A 25,582-nucleotide genomic window follows, 5' to 3' on the forward strand; every position below is an offset into this window, starting at 1 on the left:
AATGCGGTGATAAGAGCGGGATTGTACCGAATCCACGCCCTTTTTTATAGAGATTACTGCCGCTAAATTGGCCAGATATTGTCGATGATGATCTGAAGGGTGCGGTTACCGCGAAACTCGTTGATGTCCAGTTTGTACGCCAGCTCGACCTCACGTACGCCGTTGTCCGGCCATACCGCTGTGTCAACGTTAAAGGCAATACCGTCCAGCAGCGGGCCGCCGCCGACCGGTTCAACCATCACCTTCAGATGACGTTCGCCGACGATGCGCTGCTGCAGCAGGCGGAAACGGCCGTCGAACAGCGGCTCCGGGAACATCTGCCCCCATGGACCGGCATCGCGGAGCATTTGCGCCACGTCCATCGTCATCTCAAGCGGTGAAAGCTCGCCATCGGACACCACTTCACCCTGCAGCAGGGCCGGGTCAATCCAGTCGGTGACCAGCTCGCCGAACAGGCGCTGAAACTCGTCGAATTTCGCCTCTTCCAGCGACAGGCCAGCCGCCATCGCATGGCCGCCGAACTTGATCATCAGGCCCGGATACAGCGTATCGAGCCGTTCCAGCGCGTCGCGCATATGTAGGCCCTGAATCGAGCGGCCAGAGCCTTTCAGCGTGCCGTCGCCCGCGGGGGCGAACGCAATCACCGGGCGGTGGAAGCGCTCTTTAATGCGCGACGCCAGAATGCCGACCACGCCCTGATGCCACTCGGGATGGTACATCGCCAGGCCACCCGGCAGCGTGTCGCCGCTGCGCTCCAGTTTTTCGCACAGGGTCAGCGCTTCGGCCTGCATTCCCTGCTCAATCTCTTTACGGGTCTGGTTCAGGGCGTCCAGCTCGTTGGCCAGCACGCGCGCCTCACCGATGTTGTCGCACAGCAGCAGCGCGACGCCAACGGACATATCGTCCAGTCTTCCGGCCGCGTTCAGGCGCGGCCCGAGCGCAAAGCCCAAATCGCTTGCCGCCAGCTTGAGCGGGTCGCGGTTGGCAATTTCCAGCAGCGCCTTGATCCCCGGACGGCACTTGCCCGCCCGGATACGGCTCAAGCCCTGCCAGGTCAAAATACGGTTATTGGTATCGAGCGGCACCACGTCCGCGACGGTACCCAGCGCCACCAGATCGAGATATTCGGCCAGGTTTGGTACGGCAATACCGCGGGATTCGAACCAGCCCTTGTCGCGTAACAGGGTACGCAGCGCCAGCATCAGATAAAACGCCACGCCTACGCCCGCGAGGGATTTCGACGGAAAATCACAGTCGCGCAGGTTGGGGTTAATAATCGCGTCGGCGGCAGGCAGCGTTTCACCGGGGAGATGGTGATCGGTAACCAGCACCGGGATCCCCAGCGCGTGGGCATGATCGACCCCCGCATGGGAAGAGATCCCGTTATCGACGGTCATGATCATCTGCGCACCGCGGGCGTGGGCCTGATCGACCACTTCCGGGCTGAGTCCGTAGCCGTCTTCAAAACGGTTCGGCACCAGATACGTGACGTTATCGCAGCCCAGCGCGCGCAGGCTGAGCACGCTCAGCGCGGTGCTTGTTGCGCCGTCGGCATCGAAATCCCCTACTACCACAATACGCATGTTCTCACGCAGGGCGTTGTAGAGCATTTCAGTGGCTTTTTCGATGCCGTTCAGCTGCTGCCAGGGCAGCATCCCTTTTACGCTGCGTTCAAGATCCTCAGCACGACGCACGCCGCGGCTGGCGTAGAGGCGCTTCAGCAGCGGCGGGAGATCGTCCGGCAAATCAATCGGTTCAACCGCCTCGCGGCGGCGCAATTTTATCGGGGCTTTCACGCGGATTATTTACCACTAACCTGTTTCTGGTGCGCGTCGAGGAACTCTTTCATCTCTTTTGGTCCCTGATAGCCCGGAACGACGTACCCGTTGCTCAGGACAATCGCTGGCGTACCGCTCACGCCAAACTGCACGCCCAGCGCGTAGTGGTTAGCGATATCAATGTCGCAGGAGGCCGGCTTAACGCCTTTGCCGTTCATCGCGTCGTCAAACGCTTTATTGCGGTCTTTTGCACACCAGATGGCCTTCATGTCCTGCTCCGGCTGGCTCTGCACGCCCGCGCGCGGGAAGGCCAGGTAACGCACGGTAATACCCAGCGCGTTGTAGTCTTTCATCTCTTCATGCAGCTTGTGGCAGTAGCCGCAGGTGATATCGGTGAAGACGGTAATAACGTGTTTTTCCTGCGCCGCCTTATAGACGATCATCTCTTTTTCGAGCGCGTTCAGGTTTTTCATCAGCAGCTGGTTGGTCACGTTGACCGGCTGCGCGCCGCTCACGTCGTACATTGGCCCCTGAATAATGTGTTTGCCGTCTTCGGTGACGTACAGCACGCCGCTGTTGGTCAGTACCGTTTTCATCCCGGCGACCGGTGCTGGCTGAATATCGCTGCCGGTGACGCCAAGCTTAGCGAGCGACTGTTTGATAGCGGCGTCGTCAGCATGGGCGAAACCGGTAAAGGAGGCTGCCAGCAGGGTGAACAGCGCGAAACTCTTTTTCATAGTTGATCCTGTTACAATTCGTCGGCACTCACGCACGAGGGTGGTGCTGTTGGTGTAGCTGCCGCAGGCGTTCCGTCGCGACATGGGTGTAAATTTGCGTCGTGGAAAGATCGCTATGTCCCAGCAGCATCTGCACCACGCGTAAATCCGCGCCGTGGTTGAGCAGATGCGTCGCGAAGGCATGACGCAATACGTGCGGCGATAGCTTTTCACTGTCGATACCGGCCAGTGTGGCGTAATGCTTGATGCGATGCCAGAACGTTTGCCGCGTCATCTGCTGTGCGCGCTGGCTCGGAAACAGAACGTCGATAGACGCGCCGTTGAGCAGCCACGGGCGACCGTGCTCCAGATACGTTTCCAGCCAGTAAACCGCCTCTTCGCCCAGCGGAACCAGCCTTTCCTTGTTTCCTTTACCGATGACGCGCACCACGCCCTGACGCAGGCTGATGTCGCTCATCGTCAAGCCAACCAGCTCCGAAACGCGCAGGCCGGTAGCATACAATAGCTCAAGCATCGCTTTATCGCGTAACTCCAGCGGCAGGTCAACAGCCGGTGACTGTAATAATCTCTCAACTTGTGCTTCGCTGAGATCTTTCGGCAGCCGCTGCGGGAGCTTAGGGGATGCCAGCAGCGCGCTGGGATCGTCTTCGCGGATCTTCTCACGGTAGAGATGCTGGAACAGCCGACGCATGGCGCTGAGCAAGCGTGCAGAGCTGGTGGCTTTGTATCCCCCTTCTACACGTTCACCGAGCAGCGCCTGCAGGTCGTCGCTTTGCGCACTCGCCAGCGAGAGCTGCCGACGGGCCAGCCACTCCACCAGCATGGTAAGATCGCGCCGGTAGGCGCTGAGCGTATTCTCGGCCAGATTTTTTTCCAGCCACAGCGCGTCGAGAAACTGTTCAACGAGTGCGAGATCCTTTTCCACATCAGCCCCTTTGATTCTGCAGTCAGGCCATTATGCCTGATTGTGACCGGTTTCTGGTACACTACGCGCAAAGTCAAAGCATGAATTGAGATAGTTACGCGATGAATATTGGTCTGTTCTATGGTTCCAGCACCTGCTACACCGAAATGGCGGCAGAGAAAATTCGCGACATCATTGGCCCGGAACTGGTGACGTTGCATAACCTGAAAGATGACGCGGTCGCGCTGATGGAACAGTACGATGTACTGATCCTGGGCATCCCAACCTGGGATTTTGGTGAGATACAGGAAGACTGGGAAGCCATCTGGGATCAACTCGACTCAGTCAATCTCGACGGCAAGATCATTGCCATGTACGGCATGGGAGATCAGCTGGGTTACGGGGAATGGTTCCTGGACGCACTCGGCATGCTGCACGACAAGCTGGCGCCGAAAGGGGTGTCGTTCATCGGCTACTGGCCAACCGAAGGTTACGAGTTCACCAGTAAAAAGCCGATTATTGCCGACGGCGAGCTGTTTGTTGGGCTCGCGCTGGATGAAACCAATCAGTACGATCTCAGCGATGAGCGCCTGCAAAGCTGGTGCGAGCAGATCCTGGGTGAAATGGCAGAAAAGTTTAGCTAACGCGCGCTACCCCTGCGTCGTCTGTTGCAACAGCATCCGGCGCAGGTCTCGCCATTCGGCAGCATCCATACTGTCAGCCGCCAGCCACAGATGCTGGCAACGCCCGCCGTCCGCCTTGCGTAACCGTAACATCATGCCGCAGTTGAGCATCCAGGGCATACCGAGAATATCCCACTCTTTACCCTGCCAGCGCAGGCGGGAATCCATCAGTAATTTAATCTCTCCCTGACGGGCATTAATGCGACGCTGGCTGCGTACGCTGTCAAAAACGACAAACGAAAGTAGCAGCAGCCACAGCGGCGTATAGCTCAGCGGCCACGGCATCAGTAACACAAAGGCCGCAACCAGGCCGTGGAGCAATAAAGACATCCACTGCGAGCGCCACGAGACGCGAAGATCAGATTGCCACAGGACCACGTTCCCGATTCCGTGTTTGAATTAATTGCACCATCCGTTGCAACTCGGTGTCGGCGGGTTTGCCGTGGTTCATCAGCCAGTTGAATAAATCCGGATCGTCAGACTCAAGCAGGCGGACAAACAGACGCTTATCGTCGTCGCTTAAGGTGTCATACTCATATTCGAAGAAAGGCATGATGGAAATATCAAGTTCACGCATGCCGCGACGGCACGCCCAGTGAATACGGGCCTTGTTGTTAATATCCATGTTCAGTTTCCTGCATTACGTTTGGCACAGTCGGTACCCCATTCGGTGTTCTTTATTTCTCTACGGGGACACCAGCTAGTGTAACGTGTTTTTGACCGTTTCATTACTGGAATATTGCGATCAACGAGCAGGCTTCCAGAATAATCCCTACAAACACAGCGGATTACACTATTTTGCGTGGCGCTACGCAGAACCGGTTTATGGCACAAATGGCCTGTTGAAAGCGCTTGCATTGCCTGCAGGCTCTTTTACCATTAGGCATTATCGAAGCGTTAAGCAATTCAGGATATCGTTATGGCCTTTACACCATTTTCTCCTCGCCAGCCCGCCGCCTCTGCGCGTCTGCCGCTGACGCTTATTTCTCTTGATGACTGGGCGCTGGCAACGCTCACCGGTGCCGACGCCGAAAAATATCTGCAGGGCCAGGTGACCGCCGACGTCAGCCAGATGACCGAACACCAGCACCTGCTGGCCGCCCATTGCGACCCAAAAGGCAAAATGTGGAGCAACCTGCGTCTGTTCCGCCGTCAGGACGGCTTTGCCTTTATTGAGCGCCGCAGCCTGCGAGACGCCCAGCTCAAAGAGCTGAAAAAATACGCGGTCTTTTCCAAAGTCACCATTGCCGCAGACGACGAACATGTCCTGCTGGGTGTGGCCGGCTTCCAGGCGCGTGCGGCGCTGAAAAACCTGTTCAGCGAACTGCCGGATGCCGAAAAGCAGCTCGTCAGCGAAGGCGCCACCTCAATCCTGTGGTTTGAACACCCGGCGGAGCGTTTCCTGTTAGTCACGGATGCGGCAACTGCCGAACGCGTGACCGAAGCGCTGCGCGGCGAAGCGCAGCTTAACAACAGCCAGCAGTGGCTGGCGCTGAACATCGAAGCGGGTCAGCCGATCATTGACGCTGCAAACAGCGCGCAGTTTATTCCTCAGGCAACGAACTTACAGGCGCTGGGCGGCATCAGCTTTAAAAAAGGCTGCTACACCGGTCAGGAGATGGTCGCGCGTGCGAAATTCCGCGGGGCAAACAAACGCGCGCTGTGGACGCTGGCGGGACATGCCAGCCGCGTCCCTGAAGCGGGTGAAGATTTAGAGCTGAAGATGGGTGAAAACTGGCGCCGTACCGGCACCGTATTAGCCGCCGTACAGCTGGATGATGGACGTCTTCTGGTGCAGGCCGTTATGAATAACGACATGGAAGCTGACAGCGTGTTCCGCGTGCGTGACGATGCGAACACGCTGAGCATCGAGCCGCTGCCGTATTCTCTGGAAGAGTGATGCTGTATCGCCCGGTGGCGCTGCGCTTACCGGGCCTACTTATCCCGTAGGTCGGGTAAGGCGAAGCCGCCACCCGACGAAAAACTACACCTGCCCCACGTACAAATAAATCGCCAAAAAGTGGCACACGCTGCCGCCCAGCACGAAGCCGTGCCAGATAGCATGGTTGTACGGAATGCGCTTGCAGACGTAGAAAATGACGCCGAGCGAATACACCACGCCGCCTAAGGCCAGAAGCGTTACGCCCCCTATCGACAGTTTGATTGCCAGCTGGTACACCACGATCAGCGACAGCCAGCCCATGGTCAGATAGGTGACCAGCGACAGCACCTTAAACCGGTGCGCAATGGTGAGCTTAAACAGGATCCCGAGCAGCGCCAGGCTCCAGATAACGATCATCAGCCCGCGCGACAGCGGTGAGTTGAGCCCCACCAGCAGAAACGGCGTATAGGTACCTGCAATGAGAAGATAGATAGCGCAGTGGTCAAACTTCTTGAGCCATATCTTGGCCCGCTGATGCGGGATCGCGTGATACAGCGTCGAGGCCAGAAACAGCAGGATCATGCTCCCGCCATAGAGGCTGTAGCTGGTAATGGCCATCGCGCTGGCATTGGCGTCTACCGCCTGCACCAGCAATAACACTAAACCGACAATCCCAAACACCAGGCCAATGCCGTGGCTGATGCTGTTGGCTATTTCCTCAGCCAGCGAATATCCCTGTGCGATTAATGGTCTGCTCACCATACAAAACTCCGGGAAAACAAAAGATGATTATTCATCGCATCACTATGCTAACTGAGAATGATTCCAGTGAACACCTGTTAGCTAAAATAATTTCACATCAGAATTTATGACTATAAATCATAGGCATAAATAAATTTTTCACCTAACATTTGTTCACATTAAAATTTAACCATTAAGAATCAAGAGCATAAAAATGGATCCTGTCGTCAGGCCCCATGTTATGATGAATACATCAGGTCTGAATAAGAGTTATGCCACTGTGAGTATGTTCACCCACTCCGCCATTGCCAGTCTCAATAACCTGGAGATGATGGTCTACAACTATGTCATTAAAAACCGTGACAAAGTCATGTACATGACCATCCGCGAGCTGGCGGATGCGGCGGGTGTCTCGACGACCACTATCCTGCGCTTTTGCCGCAAGCTTAACTGCGAAGGCTACTCGGAGTTTCGCGTTCGCTTTAAGCTTTATCTTGAACAAAACGAGCCCCAGCAGGCGAATTTCGGCGCCAGCGAAATAATCAGCTTCTTTAAAAGCGTAAATAATGAAGAGTTCGACGCGTTATTAGATAGTGCGGTCGATATTATTTTATCGTCGGAACGCATTATATTTGTCGGCGCAGGAACGTCAGGCTCGCTGGCAAAATATGGCGCACGTTTCTTTTCTAATATCGGAAAATTCAGTAACCATATTGATGACCCTTATTTCCCGGTCACCAATGACATGGCGAAAAATGCGCTGGCGATTGTGCTCTCCGTCTCGGGTGAGACCGAGGAGATCCTGCGCTTCGCCAGCCAGTTTAGCCTGCATCACTGCAAGGTGCTCTCCATTACCAGCCACGAGCACTCGCGTCTCGCAAAACTGGCGGACTTTAATCTCTCCTGGCACGTTCCCCAGACGCGTATTGCAGGCGTCTACGATATCACCACGCAAATTCCCGTCATCTATATTCTGGAATCTCTCGGCCGTAAGCTGGCGAAGAAACTTGCAGAATAAAACATCCTGTTTTTTTGATGTGACAAATCACATTATGCCCAATTTGTTATATCGTGACATTTAATTTCGCTTTGCTAGACTCGATGCCAATAAGCCATTTATTGAGAATAGCAGCGATGAAAAAATTGACCTTACCAAAAGATTTTTTATGGGGTGGCGCGGTTGCCGCTCACCAGGTTGAAGGCGGCTGGAACAAAGGCGGCAAAGGGCCAAGCATTTGCGACGTATTGACGGGCGGCGCACACGGCGTGCCGCGCGAAATCACGCAGGACGTGGTGCCGGGAAAATACTATCCCAACCATGAGGCGATTGATTTCCACGGCCATTACAAAGAAGACATCAAGCTGTTTGCCGAGATGGGCTTCAAGTGTTTCCGCACCTCGATTGCCTGGACGCGTATCTTCCCGAACGGTGACGAAACGCAGCCAAACGAAGAAGGGCTGAAGTTTTACGACGACATGTTCGATGAGCTGCTGAAATACAACATCGAACCGGTGATCACCCTCTCCCACTTCGAAATGCCGCTGCACCTGGTGAAGGAGTACGGCAGCTGGACCAACCGTAAAGTGGTCGATTTCTTTGTGCGCTTCGCGGAAGTGGTCTTCGAACGCTACAAAAACAAGGTCAAATACTGGATGACCTTCAACGAAATCAACAACCAGCGCAACTGGCGCGCCCCGCTGTTCGGCTACTGCTGCTCGGGCGTGGTCTATACGGAACATGAAAATCCGGAAGAGACCATGTACCAGGTCCTGCACCACCAGTTTGTGGCCAGCGCCCTGGCGGTGAAAGCCGCGCGCCGCATCAACCCGGAGATGAAAGTCGGCTGCATGCTGGCGATGGTGGCGCTCTATCCGTTCTCCTGCAAACCGAAAGACGTGATGTTCGCCCAGGAATCGATGCGCGAGCGCTACGTCTTTACCGACGTCCAGCTGCGCGGCTACTACCCGTCCTACGTGCTGAACGAATGGGAGCGTCGTGGCTTCTCCATCAAAATGGAAGCGGGTGACGAGCAGATCCTGCGCGAAGGCACCTGCGACTACCTGGGCTTCAGCTACTACATGACCAACGCGGTGAAGGCGGAAGGCGGTACCGGCGATGCCATTTCCGGTTTCGAAGGCAGCGTGCCGAACCCGCACGTGAAGGCCTCCGACTGGGGCTGGCAGATTGACCCGGTGGGCCTGCGCTATTCTCTGTGCGAACTGTACGAGCGTTACCAGAAGCCGCTGTTTATCGTTGAAAACGGCTTCGGTGCCTACGACAAGGTGGAAGAAGACGGCAGCATCAACGATGACTATCGCATCGACTACCTGCGTGCCCACGTGGAGGAGATGATCAAAGCCGTCACCCACGATGGCGTCGATCTGATGGGCTATACGCCATGGGGCTGTATCGACTGCGTGTCGTTCACCACCGGCCAGTACAGCAAGCGCTACGGCTTTATCTACGTGAACAAGCACGACGACGGCACGGGCGACATGTCGCGTTCCCGCAAGAAGAGCTTCGAGTGGTATAAAGGCGTGATTGCCAGCAACGGCGAGGCGCTGTGATTTTTTGCCCGGTGGCACTGCGCTTACCGGGCCTACACGAATAGGAGGCCGGGCCGCCACCCGGCTTATTTCCCGCCCGCTAACTCAATAAAACTCCCCGTCACGTACGACGCCTTTTCGCTCAGCAGCCAGACAATCGCCTGGGCGACCTCTTCCGGCTGGCCGCCGCGCTGCATCGGCAGTAACGCTTTCACGCGGTCCACTCGCCCCGGTTCTCCGCCCGAAGCATGAATATCGGTATAGATCAGGCCCGGACGGACGCAGTTGACGCGAATGCCCTGCGCCGCCACCTCCAGCGACAGCCCCGTTGTCAGCGAATCCACCGCCCCCTTGGACGCGGCGTAATCCACATATTCACCCGGTGCGCCCAGGCGGGACGCCGCGGAAGAGACATTCACTATCGCCCCGCCCTTGCCGCCATGTTTGAAGGACATGCGTTTTACCGCTTCCCGGCAGCAGAGGAAGTAGCCCGTAACGTTGGTCGCCAGGACGCGGTTAATACGCTCAGCGGAGAGATTCTCAATGGTGGATTGCTCAAACAGAATCCCCGCATTATTGACCAGCGCGGTCAGCGGCTCGCCTTCACGATCGATGCTTTCAAACATCGCCAGCACCTGAGCTTCATCACTGATGTCTGCCCGAACGGCAAAGGCTTTACCGCCCGCCTCAACAATCTGGTTGATCACGTCCGTTGCGGCCTTAATGTTGTGATGATAGTTCACCGCCACGGTGTAGCCTTCGCGGGCCAGCTGCAGCGCAGTGGCCTTCCCTATGCCCCGGCTGGCGCCGGTCACAAGTGCAATGCCCATTTTCTTCTCCCAATAAAAAAGCCGGGTGGCGGCTTCGCCTTACCCGGCCTACGTTACTACATCAGCAATGTTACTGGTATTCGCTCATCGGCACGCAGGAGCAGAACAGGTTACGGTCGCCGTAGACATCATCAAGACGCTTCACGGTCGGCCAGTATTTGTTCGCCACGCCTGCCGGGAAGACGGCCAGCTCGCGGGAATAGCCGTGGTTCCACTCGGCCACCAGCTCGTGCTGGGTGTGCGGAGCGTTGACCAGCGGGTTATCTTCCAGCGTCCACTCGCCGTCCTGCACGCGGTCAATTTCCATGCGGATGGCCAGCATCGCGTCGATAAAGCGGTCCAGCTCGGCTTTACTTTCGGACTCCGTTGGCTCCACCATCAGCGTGCCCGCAACCGGGAACGACATGGTAGGCGCGTGGAAGCCGTAGTCGATCAGACGCTTAGCAATGTCCAGCTCGCTAATGCCGGTCTGCTCTTTCAGCGGACGGATATCGAGGATGCACTCGTGCGCCACGCGACCGTCGCGGCCGGTATAGAGCACCGGGAAGGCAGACTTCAGGCGCGTCGCAATGTAGTTGGCGTTCAGAATGGCCACCTGGCTCGCCTGCTTCAGCCCTTCCGCGCCCATCATGCGGATGTACATCCAGCTGATTGGCAGGATAGAGGCGCTACCGAACGGTGCCGCAGAGACCGCGCCCTGACGGGTCAGCATGCCTTCGATCTGCACCACGCTGTGGCCTGGGACAAACGGTGCCAGGTGCGCCTTCACGCCGATTGGGCCCATGCCCGGGCCGCCACCGCCGTGCGGGATGCAGAAGGTTTTGTGCAGGTTAAGGTGCGACACGTCCGCACCGATAAAGCCCGGAGAGGTAATGCCCACCTGCGCGTTCATGTTCGCGCCGTCGAGGTATACCTGACCGCCGAACTGGTGCACCACTTCGCACACTTCACGGATGGTCTCTTCATACACGCCGTGGGTGGACGGATAGGTCACCATGATGCAGGAGAGCTTGTCGCCCGCCTGTTCGGCTTTCGCGCGCAGGTCAGCCAGGTCGATGTTGCCGTTCTTATCGCACGCGACCACCACGACTTCCATGCCCGCCATCTGGGCTGAGGCCGGGTTGGTGCCGTGGGCGGAGCTTGGAATCAGGCAGATATCGCGATGGCCTTCGTTACGGCTTTCGTGATAGTGACGGATCGCCAGCAGGCCGGCATATTCACCCTGCGCGCCGGAGTTCGGCTGCATGCAGAGCGCGTCGTAACCGGTCAGCTTCACCAGCCAGTCGGAAAGCTGGTTAATCATCACGTGATAACCTTCCGCCTGCTCCGGCGGGCAGAACGGGTGCAGCTCGGAGAATTCAGGCCAGGTGATCGGGATCATCTCTGCCGCGGCGTTCAGCTTCATGGTGCAGGATCCCAGCGGGATCATCGCCTGGTTCAGCGCCAGATCCTTGCGCTCCAGAGAGTGCATGTAACGCATCATCTCGGTCTCGCTGTGGTAGCGATTGAAGACCGGGTGCGTCAGGATGGCGTCGTTACGCAGCATGCTGTCCTGAATGGAGCGGCTGTCGAGCGCAACGTCTTTGTCGAGCGCATCAATGTCCAGACCGTGCGCGTCACCCAGCAGCACGCTGAACAGGTTCAGGATATCGTCGCGGGTGGTGCTTTCATCCAGCGTAATGCCGACGGCGTTGTGGATGTCGCTGCGCAGGTTGATCTTTGCCGCGTCCGCGCGGGCCAGCACGGCGGCTTTGTCCGCCACGTCCACGCACAGGGTATCGAAGTAGTGGGCATGGCGCAGCTTAAGACCTTTTTGCTGCAGGCCGCAGGCCAGGATATCGGCCAGGCGGTGAATGCGGCTGGCAATGCGTTTCAGACCAGCCGGACCGTGGAACACGGCGTACAGGCTGGCGATGTTAGCCAGCAGCACCTGTGAGGTACAGATGTTGGAGTTCGCTTTCTCGCGGCGGATATGCTGCTCGCGGGTCTGCATCGCCATGCGCAGCGCGGTATTACCGGCAGCGTCTTTGGAGACGCCGATAATACGGCCAGGCATGGAACGTTTGAATTCATCTTTCGCGCCGAAGAACGCCGCGTGCGGGCCGCCGTAGCCCATCGGTACGCCGAAGCGCTGCGCAGAGCCGAATACGATATCCGCGCCCTGTTTGCCCGGCGCCGTCAGCAGCACCAGCGCCATAAAATCGGCGGCAACGCTCACAACCACCTTGCGGGATTTCAGCTCGGCAATCAGCGCGCCGTAGTCGTGAACTTCACCGGTGGTGCCCACCTGCTGCAGCAGCACGCCGAAGACGTCCTGGTGATCCAGCACTTTGTCAGCGTCATCGACGATCACGTCAAAGCCGAAGGTTTCCGCACGTGTGCGCACCACGTCCAGCGTCTGCGGATGCACGTCCGCCGCCACGAAGAAGCGGTTGGCATTTTTCAGCTTGCTCACGCGCTTCGCCATCGCCATCGCTTCGGCGGCGGCGGTCGCTTCATCGAGCAGAGACGCGGAGGCGATATCCATACCGGTCAGATCCAGCGTTACCTGCTGGAAGTTCAGCAGCGCTTCCAGACGACCCTGGGACACTTCTGGCTGATACGGCGTATAGGCGGTGTACCAGCCCGGGTTTTCCAGCATGTTGCGCAGGATCACCGGCGGCAACTGCACGTTGGTGTAGCCCATGCCAATGTAAGACTTATAGCGCTTGTTCAGGCCGGCGATAGCCTTCAGCTCCGCCAGCGCGGCGAACTCCGTGGTGGCTTCCCCCACCTGAGGCGGCGTGGCAAGCTGGATGTCTTTTGGCACAATCTGGCCGATCAGTGCGTTTAATGAATCCGCGCCAACCGTCTTCAGCATCTCCTGCTGTTGCTGAGCATCCGGCCCAATGTGACGTTCAATGAAGGCGCCACGGTTTTCAAGCTGGCTTAAAGTCTGTGTCATGAGCGATGGTTCCTGAAACGTGCAGTGAATCGTAGTTATCTGTAACGCTGTTGCCCGGTGGCGCTAACGCTTACCGGGCCTACGTTGATCTCCAGGCCGGATAAGCGCAGCGCCATCCGGCACAACGTTATTCGTCTTCCAGTAGTGCTTCGTATGCGGTCGCATCCAGCAGCGCGGCAACCTGGGATTCGTCGCTGGCTTTGATCTTGAAGATCCAGCCGCCTTCATAAGGCTCGCTGTTGACCAGCTCAGGGGAGTCGCTCAGCGCGTCGTTGACCGCAACAATCTCACCGCTTACCGGTGCGTAGATGTCTGATGCCGCTTTTACGGACTCCGCCACGGCGCAGTCGTCGCCCGCGCTCACGGTCGTGCCCACGTCAGGCAGGTCAACAAACACCATGTCGCCCAGCAGCTCCTGCGCGTGCTCGGTGATCCCGACGGTGTAAGTGCCGTCCGCCTCTTTACGCAGCCACTCGTGTTCTTTGCTGTATTTCAGTTCTGCTGGCACATTGCTCATTGAAGTTCTCCTGATAAAAATAGTTAGGCGACCGGCTTACCGGCGCGAACAAAAATCGGTTTGGTCACGTTGACCGGCATTTCGCGGTTGCGGATTTGCACCACCGCCGTTTCGCCAATGCCCGCCGGCACGCGTGCCAGTGCAATACTGTAGCCCAGCGTCGGTGAGAAGGTTCCGCTGGTGATCACGCCTTCGCGAGGATTGCCGTCAGCATCGGTAAAACGTACAGGCAGCTCGCCGCGCAGTACGCCTTTTTCCTTCATCACCAGGCCAACCAGCTGTTCAGTGCCCTTCTCACGCTGCATCTCCAGCGCTTCACGGCCAATAAAGTCACGGTCAGCCGGTTCCCACGCGATGGTCCAGCCCATGTTGGCGGCCAGCGGAGAGACGCCTTCGTCCATCTCCTGACCGTAGAGGTTCATGCCCGCTTCCAGACGCAGCGTATCGCGCGCGCCCAGGCCCGCAGGCTTCACGCCCGCCTCCACCAGCGCACGCCAGAAATCAGCGGCCTTTTCGTTCGGCATCGCAATTTCGTAGCCCGCTTCACCGGTGTAGCCGGTGGTGGCGATAAACAGATCCCCCGCCTGCACGCCGAAGAACGGCTTCATGCCTTCGGTGGCTTTACGTTGCTCATCGTTGAACAGAGACGCGGCTTTCGCCTGCGCGTTAGGCCCCTGCACGGCGATCAGCGACAGGTCATCACGGACGGTGATGTCGATGGCATACGGTTCGGCGTGTTGGGTGATCCAGGAGAGGTCTTTTTCGCGGGTGGCGGAGTTTACAACGAGGCGGAAGAAATCTTCGGTGAAGTAGTAGACGATAAGGTCATCAATCACGCCGCCCGAGGCATTCAGCATGCCGGTATAGAGCGCTTTACCCGGCGTCTTCAGTTTGGCGACGTCGTTTGCCAGCAGATAACGCAAAAACTCCCGGGTGCGGCTACCGCGCAGATCGACAATCGTCATATGGGACACGTCGAACATACCGGCATCGGTGCGCACCGCGTGGTGCTCATCAATCTGCGAGCCGTAGTGCAGCGGCATCATCCAGCCGTGGAAGTCCACCATGCGGGCGCCGCACAACACGTGTTGTTCGTACAAAGGAGTCTGTTGAGCCATCTTGTCCTCGTTGAAAAATTCACCGTGAAACCCGGTATCGGCCCCGCGTTCGGGCACCGACGCAAACGTTCTCTTTTACCTGAACTTACCACCGAAACCGGCGGTTAACCATAAGGCAAAACAGGTCATCACATTAGCTTATGACCAAAAAACGCTGAAAAGCCTACAGAGTTATCCACTGGAAAAATGCGATTAACCCCGCACAAAATTAACAATGGTCTAACAGGATTTAGCACATGGTGATATTTCGTGCGGAAAAACGGGCCGAATTTCCGTAACGAGAAAAACACGACATTAGATTATCTAATGCGAAAAATGACGTGAAATTAGAATATTTCAAACGAGGGAATTTCCCCGGCGCAGAGGCCGGGAAAAGAAAGTGTGACAGGGGTCTACATTAACGCAGCCAGTCCGGGAGGTCGTTCAGACCCATCGCCTGACGGAGGAGTTGAGGTTTAACACCCGGAAGGGTGTCAGCAAGCTTAAGGCCGATGTCGCGCAGCAATTTCTTCGCCGGATTTGACCCGGCAAACAGCTCGCGGAAGCCCTGCATGCCCGCCAGCATCATCGCCGCGCTGTGCTTGCGGCTGCGCTCGTAGCGACGCAGGTAGAGATGCTGGCCGATATCTTTGCCTTCACGATGCAGGCGACGCAGCTCTTCTACCAGCTCCGCCGCGTCCATAAAGCCAAGGTTGACGCCCTGCCCGGCCAGCGGATGGATGGTATGCGCCGCATCCCCCACCAGCGCCAGACGGTGCGCCGCAAACTGGCGCGCGTAGCGGCCGGTTAACGGGAATACCTGACGCTCGCTTTCAAGCGTGCACAGGCCAAGGCGGTTATCAAAGGCCACGCACAGCGCCTGGTTAAAGGCCTCCGGCGTCGCCTCATGCATCTGCTGGGCTTTTTCCGGCACCAGGGACCAGACAATTGAGCACAGGTGCGGATCGGCAAGCGGCAGGAACGCCAGTATGCCATCGTTGTGGAAAATCTGGCGCGCCACGCCTCCGTGCGCCTCTTCGGTACGGATCGTCGCGACCAGAGCATGATGGCGGTAATCCCAGTACGTCAGCGGGATATCGGCTTTATTACGCAGCCAGGAGTTGGCACCGTCAGCACCGACCACCAGACGCGCGGTCAGCATGTCGCCACTCTGCAGGGTGATAAACGCCTCGTTTTCGCCCCACGCCACCTGCTGGATCTGCGCAGGCGCAATCAGCGTCACGTCGCCGCACTGCTGTGCTTTCTGCCAGAGCGCGTGGTGGATCACCGCGTTTTCAACGATGTGCCCCAGATGGCTATAGCCCATGCTTTCATCGTCAAAAGCAATATGACCAAAGCTGTCTTTATCCCACACTTCCATGCCGTGATAGCAGCTGGCGCGGTGCGCCACAATATCTGCCCAGACGCCAAGGTGCGTCAGCAGCTTTTCGCTGGCCGCATTGATCGCCGAGACGCGGAGTTCCGGCGGCGCATCCGGTGCAACGGGCTGAGGCTGCTTTTGCTCCAGCACCGCCACGCGCAGGCCGCTGCCCTGTAATCCGCAGGCCAATGCCAGTCCAACCATTCCGCCGCCAACGATGGCGACATCAACATTTTGCACGGTGATAACTCCTTAACGCGCGACCCAACCCAGGGTCCGCTGCGCCAGCACGTCACGTGCCGGAATGAATAATTCCATCGCCATCAGCCCAAGGTTGCGACCCGCAACCAGCGGTGCCCAGCGATTGGCAAAAAGATGGACCAGACCATCGGTCACACCGATGGTGGCCTCTTTATCCGCCTGTCGGCGCTTCTGGTAATGACTCAGCACCGAATACGCCCCACAGTCTTTTTGCTCGCCCCACGCCTGCGCCAGAGATTCGGCCAGGCTCATGACATCGCGTAAGCCAAGGTTGAAACCTTGCCCCGCGATAGGGTGCAGCGTCTGCGCGGCATTACCGACGAGCGCCAGACGATGGGAGATGGACTGAGACGCCGTAGTAAGCGAAAGCGGGTAGACCGTCCGCTTGCCGGCATGGGTAATACGCCCCAGCCGCCAGCCAAAGGCTTTCTGCAGCTCGGTACAAAAACGTTCGTCGGACCAGGCCTTCACCTCTTCAGCCTTATCCTGCGGATGGCACCAGACCAGGGAACAACGCCCGTCCGACATCGGCAGCATCGCCAGTGGGCCATGCTGCGTAAAGCGCTCAAACGCCCTGCCGTTGTGTTCTGCAGCCGTTGAGACGTTGGCGATAACCGCCACCTGCCCGTAAGGCTGCTGGCGCCACTCCACGCCACACTGGGTGCCGAGCGCCGAGCGCGAACCGTCTGCGGCGACCAGAAGTTGGCCATCCAGCACAGTGCCGTTTTCCAGCGTCACGCTAACCGACGCTTCACTGCGGCTTACGCTTGCCACGCGTGCCGGACAATGCAGCGTCACGCCCGGCGCATCCTGAAGCAGGCGGAACAGACGTAAACCCACATCGTGTAGTTCAACGACCTGACCCAGGGCATCAATCCGGTAATCCTGCGCGTCCAGCGTGACAAAGCCTGCATGTCCGCGATCGCTGACGTGAACGGTCCCGATCGCCGTAGCACGGTCGGCAATCGCCTGCCAGATCCCAATGCGGGAAAGCTGCTGGCAGGTGCCCTGCGCCAGCGCAATGGCGCGGGCATCAAAACCGGGGTGGTTCGACGCCTCTGGCGCAACGGCTTCTACCAGGTGCACCGGAAGCTGGCCCTGCGTCATATGCGAGATGGCCAGCGCCAGCGTGGCCCCGGTCATGCCGCCGCCCACGATAATCACGCTCATGCGCGTGCCGCTGCCATCAGCGCCTCGATATCGTCAGCGTTTTTCACGACGCTGGCGGTCAGGTTTTCGTTACCGGTTTCGGTAATCACGATGTCGTCTTCAATACGAATGCCAATCCCACGATACTCTTCAGGCACGTCGGCATCCGGCGCGATGTACAGGCCCGGCTCGACGGTCAGCACCATGCCCGGTTCAAGCACGCGCGAGCGTTCAGGGCCGTACGCGCCCACGTCGTGCACGTCCAGCCCCAGCCAGTGGCTCAGGCCGTGCATAAAGTACGGGCGGTGAGCATTCTCGGTAATCAGGGTGTCGACATCCCCTTTGAGGATCCCAAGCTTAACCAGCCCGTTAATCATGATGCGCACCACCTCACCGGTCACCTCCTGAATGGAGGTGCCTGGGCGATACAGCGTCAGCGCCGTCTCGAGAGATTCGAGAACGATGTCATAAATCGCCCGCTGCGCTGGCGAAAACTTGCCGTTCACCGGGAAGGTACGGGTGATGTCCCCCGCATAGCCCTGATATTCGCAACCGGCGTCAATCAGCACCAGATCGCCGTCGCGCAGCGCACTTTCGTTTTCGGTGTAGTGCAGAATGCAGCCGTTTTCCCCGCCGCCGACAATGGTGTTGTAGGAGGGATAGCGCGCGCCGTGGCGGTTAAATTCGTGGTGAATTTCGCCTTCCAGCTGGTATTCGAACATCCCGGGACGGCATTTCTCCATGGCGCGGGTGTGTGCCAGCGCGCTGATTTCGCCCGCGCGGCGCATCACATTTAGCTCTTCCTCAGACTTGAACAGGCGCATCTCATGCACCACCGGACGCCAGTCCGTCAGCGTGGCCGGTGCGGACAGGTTCTGGCGCGAGCCTTTGCGCAGCTTATCCAGCGCGGTGAAGACAATCTCATCGGCGTAGGCATATTCGCCCTGCGCGTGATAGAGCACGTCGAGGCCGTTAAGCAGCTGGTAGAGTTGCTGGTTGATTTCGCTAAACGCCAGCGCCCGGTCAACGCCCAGCTTCGCCGGCGCGGCCTCCTGGCCCAGGCGGCGGCCAAACCAGATTTCGGCCGTCAGGTCGCGCACGCGGTTGAAAATCACGCTGTGGTTGTGGGTGTCATTGCTTTTAATCAGCACCAGTACCGCTTCCGGCTCGTTAAAGCCGGTGAAGTACCAGAAATCGCTGCTCTGGCGATAGGGATATTCGCTGTCAGCGCTGCGCGTCACTTCAGGCGCAGCAAAAATTAGCGCGGCGCTGCCTGGCTGCATTTTCGCCAGCAGCGCCTGACGGCGGCGCGAATACTCTTGACTCGAGATAACCATGACACCCTCCTGTGCGTTATTTTTCTTAATGTAAGGTTGGCTTACGAACTTCCGGTGCGGTCGGCTGTGAGCGCGTAAAGTTGTCATGACACAGCAGTGCCGCCACGCGCACGTACTCGATGATCTCTTCGAGAGACATTTCCAGCTCTTCCTGGTCTTCGTCTTCATCGTAGCCAAGCTGGGCAATGTTGCGCAGGTCGTCGATCGCCTCACCCGCTTCGCCGGTTACTTTGTCCAGTTTAGGCTGCGTGACGCCCAGCCCCAGCAGATAGTGGTTTACCCAGCCGGCCAGCGCATCGGCGCGATCGAACACGCTGACGTCGTCGCCGTCAGGCAGATAAAGCTGAAAAAGGAAGCCATCGTCTTCCAGCGAATCGCTGATGGCGGCGTGCATTTTACGCAGCGCTTCCGCCAGCTCGTGACCAAACGCCAGCCCTTCATTCGTGAGGTCGTGGATCAGCGGCTGCCAGGAGCTGTCGCTGTTTCCGCCGCACAGCATGCCACTGATCAGACCGTGCATTTCGGCAGGGGTTAAACCGACTCCCTGCTGGTTCAGTAACTGGTTTAAATCCTTGTAACCAGGCATTTCGTTCTGTATAGACATGCGCATTCGTCATCATTGGGGGGAAGTTTCATGATATGCTACCACTTTGGACCCTGGTGATACCAGAAAAGGGCTTGTATCTTCACATCAGGGTAGCTATAGTGTCGCCCCTTCGCAGCCCCCGGGGCAGTAAGCGAAGGCAGCGCAGTCAATCAGCAGGAAGGTGGCATGTCTGCACAACCCGTCGATCTCCAGATTTTTGGCCGTTCACTGCGAGTGAATTGTCCGCCTGAACAAAGGGATGCTTTGAATCAGGCTGCGGACGATTTGAATCAGCGGTTGCAAGATCTAAAAGAACGCACTAGAGTCACAAATACTGAGCAGCTGGTTTTCATCGCCGCGTTGAACATCAGCTATGAACTGACTCAGGAAAAAGCGAAGACCCGCGACTACGCGGCAAGCATGGAGCAGCGCATTAAAATGCTCCAGCAGACCATAGAACAAGCATTGCTTGATCAAGGTCGCAATCCCGAAAGACCGGGACCCAAGTTTGAATAACACTTCTCAGTTGACTATGGTAGAGTAACTGTGAAGACAAAATTTCTCTGAGATGTTCGCAAGCGGGCCAGTCCCCTGAGCCGATATTTCATACCACAAGAATGTGGCGCTCCATGGTTGGTGAGCATGCTCGGTCCGTCCGAGAAGCCTTAAAACTATGACGACACATTCACCTTGAACCAAGGGTTCAAGGGTTACAGCCTGCGGCGGCATCTCGGAGATTCCCTCTCTTTTCTTCTACCGACTACCATGACTCAATTCCCTGAAGTTTCAGCTTCACGCCAGGACATTCGTCAGCTCATTCGTCAACGCCGTCGTGCGTTAACCCCAGAACAGCAAGCGCATTTTGCCCAGCAGGCCGCCGCCCGTATGATGGCGTATCCCCCTGTCGTGATGGCGCGCACGGTTGCCCTGTTTCTGTCGTTTGACGGCGAACTGGACACCCAACCGCTGATAGAGCAGCTCTGGCGCGCCGGGAAGAAGGTATACCTGCCGGTGCTGCACCCGTTCAGCGAAGGCAATCTGCTTTTTTTGCACTATCACCCGCACAGCGAGCTGGTGGTGAATCGTCTGAAAATCACCGAGCCGAAACTCGACGTGCGCGACGTGCTTCCGCTGTCACAGCTGGATGTGCTGATTACGCCGCTGGTGGCGTTTGATGAGCAGGGACAGCGCTTAGGTATGGGCGGCGGTTTTTACGACCGGACGCTGCAAAACTGGCAGCAGTATGGGTTGCAGCCGGTAGGCTACGCGCATGATTGCCAGGGCGTGGAGGCGTTGCCGGTGGAGAAATGGGATGTGCCGTTGCCGGCGGTAGTGACGCCCAGCAAAATCTGGGTCTGGTAGGATAAAGCCGGGTGGCGGCTGCGCCTTACCCGGCCTACATAAATCCTCAAACATTGTAGGTCGGGTAAGCGTCAGCGCCCCCCGACACCACAGACCGCACCATCAGTAAAGCAGACGCGCGCGAATCGTCCCTGGAATGGCCTTCATGCTCAGCAGCGCTTTCTCGGCCACATCGTCATCCGCTTCGATATCAATGACCACATAGCCCATCTGCGAGTTGGTCTGCAGATACTGCGCGGCAATGTTGACGCCCTGCTCGGCAAAGATCTGGTTGATCGCGGTGAGCACGCCTGGACGGTTTTCGTGGATGTGCAGCAGACGACGACCACCGTGCAGCGGCAGCGACACTTCCGGGAAGTTCACCGCAGAAAGCGTAGAACCGTTGTCGGAGTATTTACTCAGCTTACCCGCCACTTCAAGACCGATATTCTCCTGCGCTTCCTGAGTTGAACCGCCGATGTGTGGCGTCAGGATCACGTTGTCGAACTCGCACAGCGGAGAGGTGAACGGATCGCTGTTGGTGGCGGGCTCCGTTGGGAAAACGTCGATGGCCGCCCCTGCCAGATGCTTACGCTTCAGCGCATCGCACAGCGCAGGGATATCGACCACCGTGCCGCGCGCGGCGTTAATCAGCAGTGAGCCCGGCTTCATCAGCGCCAGCTCTTCTGCGCCCATCATGTTTTTGGTGGAGGCATTTTCCGGCACGTGCAGGCTTACCACGTCACTCATGTTCAGCAGGTCAGACAGGTGTTGAACCTGGGTGGCATTGCCTAAAGGCAGCTTGCTTTCGATATCGTAAAAATAGACATGCATACCGAGAGATTCCGCCAGAATCCCCAGTTGGGTACCGATGTGGCCATAGCCGATGATACCCAGTTTTTTCCCACGGGCTTCGTAGGAGCCCGCAGCCAGTTTGTTCCAGACGCCGCGGTGTGCTTTGGCGTTAGCCTCCGGAATGCCGCGCAGGAGCAGCAGCAGTTCGCCAATCACCAGCTCCGCCACGGAACGGGTGTTAGAGAACGGGGCGTTGAAGACAGGAATACCGCGTTTCGCAGCAGCATTCAGGTCAACCTGGTTGGTACCGATGCAGAAGCAGCCGATAGCCACCAGCTTTTCCGCCGCGGCAATCACATCTTCAGTCAGGTGAGTACGGGATCGCAGGCCAATGAAGTGGGCATCACGGATGGACGCTTTCAGCTCTTCGGTATCAAGCGCGCCTTTGTGAAATTCGATGTTGGTGTAACCTGCCGCACGAAGGCTATCGATTGCTTTTTGATGCACGCCCTCGACCAGCAGGAATTTAATCTTGTCTTTCTCCAGTGATACCTTTGCCATTTACCCGACCCTGTTTTTGTCTGAACTGATGTTGTGCTGGATATAAATCCGCTGTAGCCAACATATCAAAAAAAACTATTGCAGCAATATGAACGTTTGCGTCAGTACGCTGAAGGAAAGTCATACAGCGCAAAATGGCAGAGGAAAATGCTATGGAAATTTACAAACGCGGAAGGATCGGCAAAAGAGGCATAAAAACGTGACACAAGTCACCGAATTTAGCGTTTCAAAAATTTTTTAGCGGGGGGAGGACTCCCCCCGTCAGATCATTTTACGATGGTTTTCACGCCCTCAGCGGTGCCGATCAGCGCCACATCCGCGCCACGGTTGGCGAATAGCCCTACGGTCACTACGCCTGGAATGCCGTTGATGGCGTTTTCCAGCGCAATCGCGTCAAGAATTTCCAGACCGTGAACGTCGAGGATCACGTTGCCGTTGTCGGTCACTACGCCCTGACGATATTCCGGACGACCGCCCAGCTTGACCAGCTGACGGGCAACCGCGCTGCGGGCCATCGGGATCACTTCAACCGGCAGCGGGAAATTCCCCAGAATGTCCACCTGCTTGGAGGCGTCGGCGATGCAGATAAACTTGTCCGCAACGGAGGCGATGATTTTTTCACGGGTCAGCGCCGCGCCGCCGCCTTTGATCATCTGCATGTGGCCGTTGATTTCATCCGCACCATCAACGTAAATCCCCAGACGATCCACTTCGTTAAGATCGAAAACGGTAATGCCGAGGCTTTTCAGCTTTTCCGTGGAAGCATCAGAGCTGGAAACCGCGCCCTCGATCTGCCCCTTCATCGTGCCCAGCGCATCGATAAAGTGTGCCGCGGTTGATCCCGTACCGACACCGACAATGGTACCCGGCTGTACGTACTGGAGAGCGGCCCATCCTACTGCTTTTTTCAGTTCATCCTGCGTCATGATCGTTTTGCCTGTGGTGTGAAAACTCAGGGCGCATTATAGAACACGTCGAATGGAATTCGTCTGCCACAAAGGGAAAATTGTGTCATAGTGCAGAATAAGCAAAATTAAGGAGCCAGCCAGAGCAATGAAACGTCCGGACTACAGAACACTACAGGCACTTGATGCAGTTATTCGTGAACGAGGTTTTGAGCGCGCGGCGCAAAAGCTTTGCATCACGCAGTCCGCCGTCTCTCAGCGTATCAAACAGCTTGAAAATATGTTCGGCCAGCCGCTGCTAGTGCGTACCGTGCCGCCACGTCCAACCGAGCAAGGACAAAAGCTCCTCGCCCTGCTGCGCCAGGTTGAACTGCTGGAAGACGAGTGGCTGGGTGACGAGCAAACGGGCTCTACGCCGCTGCTGCTCTCTCTGGCGGTCAACGCCGACAGTCTGGCAACCTGGCTGCTGCCGGCCCTTGCGCCGGTCCTCGCGGACTCCCCTATCCGCCTGAATTTGCAGGTTGAAGACGAAACCCGTACTCAGGAGCGCCTGCGTCGTGGTGAGGTGGTTGGGGCCGTCAGTATCCAGCCTCAGGCGCTGCCAAGCTGTCTTGTCGATCAGTTAGGCGCCCTGGACTATCTGTTTGTGGGTTCAAAAGCCTTTGCGGAACGCTACTTCCCCAACGGCGTCACCCGCGCGGCGCTGCTGAAAGCCCCTGCCGTGGCCTTCGACCATCTGGACGATATGCATCAGGCGTTCCTGCAGCAAAACTTCGACCTGCCGCCGGGCAGCGTGCCGTGCCATATCGTGAACTCGTCTGAAGCCTTCGTGCAGCTTGCGCGCCAGGGCACGACCTGCTGCATGATCCCGCACCTGCAGATTGAAAAAGAGTTGAAAAGCGGTGAGCTGATTGACCTGACGCCGGGGCTGTATCAGCGCCGGATGCTCTACTGGCACCGTTTTGCGCCGGAAAGCCGGATGATGCGCAACGTCACCGACGCGCTGCTGGCGTACGGGCATAAGGTATTGAGACAGGATTAAAAAGAAAAGCCGGGTGGCGGCTACGCCTTACCCGGCCTACAGATTACTGAGCCGGTTTCGGCTGTGCTGCAACAGGTTCAAGCTGGAACACCACATCCACCTGATCGTCGAACTGGATTGTCGGCTGCTCGTAAGTTTCCTGAGCGGATACCGGCGCTGCGTCAGCCTTCATCATACGAACCATCGGGCTTGGCTGGTAGTTAGAGACGTGGTAACGCACGCTGTAAACCGGACCGAGCTTGCTCTTAAAGCCAGAAGCCAGCTGTTCCGCCTGGTGAATGGCATCATCAATCGCCGCTTTACGCGCTTCGTCTTTGTACTTCTCCGGTTGCGCAACGCCCAGCGACACGGAACGGATCTCGTTCAGGCCCGCCTTCAGCGCACCGTCCAGCAGCGAGTTAAGCTTATCCAGCTGACGCACGGTCACTTCAACGGTACGCACCGCACGGTAGCCTTTCAGGATGCTTTTGCCATTCTGGTAGTCGTAATCGGGTTGAGTACGCAGGTTCGCAGAGTTGATATCTTTTTTACCGACACCGTTCTGCTCGAGGAAAGAGAGGTATTGCGCAACGCGATCGTCAGCCTGCTTCTTGGCCGTCGCTGCATCTTTCGCCGCCACATTGACCTCAATTGCCAGGGTTGCAACATCGGGTACCGCGTCCACGCTTGCGGTGCCTGACGTGACGATGTGCGGGCCATCCGGCAATTCGCTTGCCTGCACCGACACCGCACCGAAACTCACTAATGCCGCCAGGGCCATCACTTTAAACTTCACTGTCATTCCTCCATGTTGCGAAGAGTGCCCCAATAACAGGGCGCATGCCAGCAAGCTTAGCGGGTCTTATTCAGTTGTCCATAAGACAAGGATTAGTTGAACAATTCCTGGACATGATGAATCCCCTCTTTCGCCAGCTGGAAAGCGATAAACCACATCACCAGGCCGACCAGGGTATTAATGATGCGCTGGGCTTTGGCCGTACGCAGGCGAGGCGCCAGCCAGGCCGCCAGAATGGCGAGACCGAAGAACCACATGAAAGAGGCGCTGACCGTACCGAGCGCAAACCAGCGTTTCGGCTCAACGTCCAGTTGACCGCCCAGGCTGCCCAGCACGACGAAGGTGTCGAGATACACATGCGGGTTAAGCCAGGTCACCGCCAGCATGGTGACGATAATCTTCCAGCGCCCCTGCTTCATGACCTCCGCGCTCGCCAGTTCGAGGTTGCTGCTCATCGCCGTTTTCAGCGCGCCGAATCCGTACCAGAGCAGAAACGCCACGCCGCCCCAGGTGACCAGCGCCAGCAGCCACGGAGACTGCATCAGCAGCGCGCTGCCGCCAAAAATCCCGGCGCAGATCAGCAGTAAATCACTTACCGCGCACAGCAGGGCAATCATCAGATGGTACTGGCGGCGGATGCCCTGATTCATCACGAACGCATTTTGCGGGCCGAGGGGAAGGATCATGGCTGCACCTAAGGCAAGCCCTTGAAAATAATAAGATAGCATGATGATTTTCTCGCAGAGTTGTTCTGGAAGCTGACTATACTGCGCGAATCACATTAGATGA

The 25,582-nt window shown here is 57.4% G+C and carries 25 protein-coding genes and 1 other RNA gene; 8 read left to right on the plus strand and 18 right to left on the minus strand.

Going from position 1 to position 25,582, the window contains the following annotated elements; translation table 11 throughout:
- Nucleotides 1–62: 62 nt before the first annotated feature.
- The 3 genes from recJ to xerD are packed head-to-tail and all read right to left on the minus strand — an operon-like array spanning nucleotide 63 to nucleotide 3,440.
- Nucleotides 63–1,796 (minus strand): single-stranded-DNA-specific exonuclease RecJ, encoded by a 1,734-nt coding sequence (gene recJ, locus ACEPLT_RS18525; protein ID WP_063616450.1) that lies wholly within the window; start codon nucleotides 1,794–1,796, stop codon nucleotides 63–65.
- Nucleotides 1,797–1,801: 5 nt separating this feature from the next.
- The gene (dsbC, locus tag ACEPLT_RS18530; RefSeq protein ID WP_008499708.1) at nucleotides 1,802–2,515 is read right to left on the minus strand and encodes a bifunctional protein-disulfide isomerase/oxidoreductase DsbC; all 714 of its coding nucleotides are present in this window, start codon (nucleotides 2,513–2,515) and stop codon (nucleotides 1,802–1,804) included.
- Nucleotides 2,516–2,543: 28 nt separating this feature from the next.
- Complete coding sequence (gene xerD / locus ACEPLT_RS18535) at nucleotides 2,544–3,440, minus strand: site-specific tyrosine recombinase XerD (protein WP_008499709.1); 897 nt, start codon at nucleotides 3,438–3,440, stop codon at nucleotides 2,544–2,546.
- A gap of 101 nt (nucleotides 3,441–3,541) precedes the next feature.
- Between xerD and fldB the strand changes: the two genes are divergently transcribed.
- Nucleotides 3,542–4,063, plus strand: coding sequence for a flavodoxin FldB (gene fldB / locus ACEPLT_RS18540; protein WP_023309099.1), 522 nt, complete (start codon nucleotides 3,542–3,544; stop codon nucleotides 4,061–4,063).
- Between the two features lie 6 nt (nucleotides 4,064–4,069).
- Here fldB and ACEPLT_RS18545 read toward each other — a convergent pair whose 3' ends face one another.
- Both ACEPLT_RS18545 and sdhE read right to left on the minus strand, forming a co-directional pair.
- Nucleotides 4,070–4,480: a protein YgfX gene (locus ACEPLT_RS18545; protein ID WP_032653292.1), complete on the minus strand. Its 411-nt coding sequence runs from the start codon at nucleotides 4,478–4,480 to the stop codon at nucleotides 4,070–4,072.
- Nucleotides 4,461–4,727, minus strand: coding sequence for an FAD assembly factor SdhE (sdhE, locus tag ACEPLT_RS18550; RefSeq protein WP_006178375.1), 267 nt, complete (start codon nucleotides 4,725–4,727; stop codon nucleotides 4,461–4,463). The genes ACEPLT_RS18545 and sdhE overlap by 20 nt, the downstream gene beginning before the upstream one ends.
- Nucleotides 4,728–5,021: 294 nt before the next feature.
- On the opposite strand from sdhE, the gene ygfZ reads away from it, so the two are divergent.
- Complete coding sequence (gene ygfZ, locus ACEPLT_RS18555) at nucleotides 5,022–6,002, plus strand: tRNA-modifying protein YgfZ (RefSeq protein ID WP_032653295.1); 981 nt, start codon at nucleotides 5,022–5,024, stop codon at nucleotides 6,000–6,002.
- Nucleotides 6,003–6,086: 84 nt separating this feature from the next.
- Here the strand turns inward: ygfZ and trhA are convergent, their stop codons facing one another.
- On the minus strand, nucleotides 6,087–6,746 hold the full coding sequence (gene trhA, locus ACEPLT_RS18560) for a PAQR family membrane homeostasis protein TrhA (RefSeq protein ID WP_032653297.1): 660 nt from the start codon (nucleotides 6,744–6,746) through the stop codon (nucleotides 6,087–6,089).
- A gap of 265 nt (nucleotides 6,747–7,011) precedes the next feature.
- Between trhA and ACEPLT_RS18565 the strand changes: the two genes are divergently transcribed.
- Entirely contained in the window at nucleotides 7,012–7,743 is a 732-nt protein-coding gene (locus ACEPLT_RS18565; protein WP_021242053.1) for a MurR/RpiR family transcriptional regulator, read from the plus strand.
- 116 nt (nucleotides 7,744–7,859) lie between these two features.
- Entirely contained in the window at nucleotides 7,860–9,293 is a 1,434-nt protein-coding gene (gene bglA / locus ACEPLT_RS18570; protein ID WP_232927425.1) for a 6-phospho-beta-glucosidase BglA, read from the plus strand.
- Nucleotides 9,294–9,358: 65 nt separating this feature from the next.
- Here the strand turns inward: bglA and ACEPLT_RS18575 are convergent, their stop codons facing one another.
- The 8 genes from ACEPLT_RS18575 to ACEPLT_RS18610 all read right to left on the minus strand — a co-directional run bounded on the left by ACEPLT_RS18575 (nucleotide 9,359) and on the right by ACEPLT_RS18610 (nucleotide 19,392).
- Nucleotides 9,359–10,102, minus strand: coding sequence for an SDR family oxidoreductase (locus tag ACEPLT_RS18575; RefSeq protein WP_032653301.1), 744 nt, complete (start codon nucleotides 10,100–10,102; stop codon nucleotides 9,359–9,361).
- A 70-nt stretch (nucleotides 10,103–10,172) separates the two neighbouring features.
- The gene (gene gcvP, locus ACEPLT_RS18580; protein WP_023294511.1) at nucleotides 10,173–13,046 is read right to left on the minus strand and encodes an aminomethyl-transferring glycine dehydrogenase; all 2,874 of its coding nucleotides are present in this window, start codon (nucleotides 13,044–13,046) and stop codon (nucleotides 10,173–10,175) included.
- 127 nt (nucleotides 13,047–13,173) lie between these two features.
- The gene (gene gcvH, locus ACEPLT_RS18585; protein WP_008499718.1) at nucleotides 13,174–13,563 is read right to left on the minus strand and encodes a glycine cleavage system protein GcvH; all 390 of its coding nucleotides are present in this window, start codon (nucleotides 13,561–13,563) and stop codon (nucleotides 13,174–13,176) included.
- Nucleotides 13,564–13,586: 23 nt separating this feature from the next.
- Complete coding sequence (gcvT, locus tag ACEPLT_RS18590; RefSeq protein WP_008499719.1) at nucleotides 13,587–14,681, minus strand: glycine cleavage system aminomethyltransferase GcvT; 1,095 nt, start codon at nucleotides 14,679–14,681, stop codon at nucleotides 13,587–13,589.
- Between the two features lie 397 nt (nucleotides 14,682–15,078).
- Nucleotides 15,079–16,281 (minus strand): FAD-dependent 2-octaprenylphenol hydroxylase, encoded by a 1,203-nt coding sequence (ubiI, locus tag ACEPLT_RS18595; protein ID WP_232927426.1) that lies wholly within the window; start codon nucleotides 16,279–16,281, stop codon nucleotides 15,079–15,081.
- A 12-nt stretch (nucleotides 16,282–16,293) separates the two neighbouring features.
- Nucleotides 16,294–17,472: a 2-octaprenyl-6-methoxyphenyl hydroxylase gene (gene ubiH / locus ACEPLT_RS18600; RefSeq protein ID WP_163341436.1), complete on the minus strand. Its 1,179-nt coding sequence runs from the start codon at nucleotides 17,470–17,472 to the stop codon at nucleotides 16,294–16,296.
- Nucleotides 17,469–18,782, minus strand: coding sequence for a Xaa-Pro aminopeptidase (gene pepP, locus ACEPLT_RS18605; protein WP_232927493.1), 1,314 nt, complete (start codon nucleotides 18,780–18,782; stop codon nucleotides 17,469–17,471). Before pepP ends, ubiH begins: the two co-directional genes overlap by 4 nt.
- Nucleotides 18,783–18,813: 31 nt before the next feature.
- The gene (locus ACEPLT_RS18610) at nucleotides 18,814–19,392 is read right to left on the minus strand and encodes a YecA/YgfB family protein (protein WP_025912457.1); all 579 of its coding nucleotides are present in this window, start codon (nucleotides 19,390–19,392) and stop codon (nucleotides 18,814–18,816) included.
- A 168-nt stretch (nucleotides 19,393–19,560) separates the two neighbouring features.
- Between ACEPLT_RS18610 and zapA the strand changes: the two genes are divergently transcribed.
- The 3 genes from zapA (at nucleotide 19,561) to ACEPLT_RS18625 (ending at nucleotide 20,736) form a co-directional block, all read left to right on the plus strand.
- Nucleotides 19,561–19,890: a cell division protein ZapA gene (gene zapA / locus ACEPLT_RS18615; RefSeq protein WP_006811891.1), complete on the plus strand. Its 330-nt coding sequence runs from the start codon at nucleotides 19,561–19,563 to the stop codon at nucleotides 19,888–19,890.
- A 41-nt stretch (nucleotides 19,891–19,931) separates the two neighbouring features.
- A non-coding RNA gene (ssrS, locus tag ACEPLT_RS18620) (6S RNA) lies at nucleotides 19,932–20,115 on the plus strand.
- 24 nt (nucleotides 20,116–20,139) lie between these two features.
- Nucleotides 20,140–20,736, plus strand: coding sequence for a 5-formyltetrahydrofolate cyclo-ligase (locus ACEPLT_RS18625; RefSeq protein ID WP_025912458.1), 597 nt, complete (start codon nucleotides 20,140–20,142; stop codon nucleotides 20,734–20,736).
- A 102-nt stretch (nucleotides 20,737–20,838) separates the two neighbouring features.
- Here the strand turns inward: ACEPLT_RS18625 and serA are convergent, their stop codons facing one another.
- Both serA and rpiA read right to left on the minus strand, forming a co-directional pair.
- Nucleotides 20,839–22,071, minus strand: a complete 1,233-nt coding sequence (gene serA / locus ACEPLT_RS18630; protein ID WP_021242062.1) for a phosphoglycerate dehydrogenase — start codon at nucleotides 22,069–22,071, stop codon at nucleotides 20,839–20,841.
- 266 nt (nucleotides 22,072–22,337) lie between these two features.
- Nucleotides 22,338–22,997, minus strand: a complete 660-nt coding sequence (gene rpiA / locus ACEPLT_RS18635) for a ribose-5-phosphate isomerase RpiA (RefSeq protein WP_045351717.1) — start codon at nucleotides 22,995–22,997, stop codon at nucleotides 22,338–22,340.
- Nucleotides 22,998–23,124: 127 nt separating this feature from the next.
- Here rpiA and argP point away from each other — a divergent pair, with 127 nt between their 5' ends.
- A complete protein-coding gene (gene argP / locus ACEPLT_RS18640; RefSeq protein ID WP_008499727.1) occupies nucleotides 23,125–24,018 on the plus strand; it encodes a DNA-binding transcriptional regulator ArgP in 894 nt (297 codons plus the stop codon).
- A 43-nt stretch (nucleotides 24,019–24,061) separates the two neighbouring features.
- Here the strand turns inward: argP and ACEPLT_RS18645 are convergent, their stop codons facing one another.
- Both ACEPLT_RS18645 and argO read right to left on the minus strand, forming a co-directional pair.
- Entirely contained in the window at nucleotides 24,062–24,793 is a 732-nt protein-coding gene (locus tag ACEPLT_RS18645) for an oxidative stress defense protein (protein ID WP_008499728.1), read from the minus strand.
- Between the two features lie 92 nt (nucleotides 24,794–24,885).
- A complete protein-coding gene (gene argO / locus ACEPLT_RS18650; RefSeq protein WP_032675469.1) occupies nucleotides 24,886–25,521 on the minus strand; it encodes an arginine exporter ArgO in 636 nt (211 codons plus the stop codon).
- Between the last annotated feature and the right edge of the window lie 61 nt (nucleotides 25,522–25,582).

This window comes from Enterobacter sp. fkY84-1 (assembly GCF_052974705.1).